Raw genomic sequence first — 1744 nt, forward strand, 5'->3', positions numbered from 1 at the left:
GTTCGAGTACGCGCTCGCGCCCGACGACACCGACGAACGGCTCATCGCGGCGATCGACATCGGCCGAGCCGTCGTCGACGTGCGCTTCGAGGGGTAGCCGGGGCATCCGGCCACCAGCCGGGCAACACCCGGGCGCCGAACGGCCGCACCGTCGCGCTCGCTTAGACTTGGTGCACCATGGCTACCTTCGGAAACCTGTCTGACCGCCTCGCCGAGACCTTCAAGAACCTCCGCACCAAGGGCAAGCTGTCGGCGGCCGACGTCGACGGCACCGTGCGCGAGATCCGTCGCGCGCTGCTCGACGCCGACGTCTCGCTCGACGTGGTCAAGCAGTTCACGGCGCACGTGCGCGAGCGCGCCCTCGGCGACGAGGTCAACAAGGCGCTGAACCCCGCCCAGCAGGTCGTGCAGATCGTCAACGAGGAGCTCGTGGCGATCCTCGGCGGGGAGCAGCGCCGGCTGCAGTTCGCGAAGAACCCGCCGACCGTGATCATGCTCGCGGGCCTGCAGGGCGCCGGCAAGACCACGTTGGCAGGAAAGCTCGCGAAGTGGCTCGTGAAGGACGGGCACACGCCCATGCTCGTCGCGGCCGACCTCCAGCGCCCGAATGCCGTGAACCAGCTGCAGGTCGTCGGCGCGCAGGCCGGAGTCCCCGTGTTCGCCCCCGAGCCCGGCAACGGCGTCGGCGACCCGGTGCGCGTCGCGAAGGACGCCGTCAAGCAGGCCGAGCGCGCCCAGCACGACGTGGTCATCATCGACACCGCGGGCCGCCTCGGCGTCGACGCCGAGATGATGAAGCAGGCCGCGAACATCCGCAAGGCGACCAACCCCGACGAGGTGCTCTTCGTCATCGACGCGATGATCGGTCAGGACGCCGTCGTCACGGCCAAGGCGTTCCAGGAGGGCGTCGACTTCACCGGTGTCGTCCTCTCCAAGCTCGACGGCGACGCCCGCGGTGGCGCCGCGCTCTCGGTCGCGTCGGTCACCGGCCGGCCGATCATCTTCGCGTCCACCGGCGAGGGCCTCGACGACTTCGAGCCGTTCCACCCCGACCGCATGGCGAGCCGCATCCTCGACCTCGGCGACATCCTGACCCTCATCGAGCAGGCCCAGCAGACCTTCGACGAGGAAGAGGCGATGAAGGTCGCCGAGAAGCTCGCGACCGAGCAGTTCACGCTCGAGGACTTCCTCGCGCAGATGCAGCAGCTCCGCGGCGCGGGCTCGATCAAGAAGATGCTCGGCATGCTGCCCGGCGCTGGCGGCATGAAGCAGCAGCTCGAGAACTTCGACGAGCGCGAGATCGTGCGCACCGAGGCGATCATCCAGTCGATGACGCTCGCCGAGCGCCGCAACCCGAAGCTCCTCAACGGCTCCCGGCGACTGCGCATCGCACGCGGCTCCGGCATGACCGTCACCGACGTGAACCAGCTCGTGCAGCGCTTCGAGCAGGCCGCCAAGATGATGAAGACGGTGGCCCGCGGCGGCATGCCGCAGAKTCCGGGCATGGGCCCGATCCCCGGCGGTGGCGGCTACGGCGGCGGCAAGCGCCAGGCGGCCAAGGGCAAGAAGAAGTCGTCGGGCTCGCGGTCGGGCAACCCTGCCAAGCGGGCGGCCGAGAACGCGGCGATCGCGTCGGGGGTCACCCCGGCCGGCCAGGGCTCGACGCCCGCCGGCTCGGGCTTCGGCCTCGGCGGCGGGGCGGGCGCCAAGGCCGCCCCCAGCGAAGAGGAGCTCGCTGCCCTGC

General features: G+C 70.6%; 1 protein-coding gene. It reads left to right on the plus strand.

Translation table 11 applies throughout. The annotated features are described in order from the left end of the window. Positions 1-177 precede the first annotated feature (177 nt). Positions 178-1744 (plus strand): signal recognition particle protein (gene ffh / locus AC1DY2_RS19410; protein WP_476763901.1); only part of this gene is annotated, 1567 nt, incomplete at its 3' end.

It is taken from the genome of Agromyces sp. P1_H4 (genome assembly GCF_056405255.1).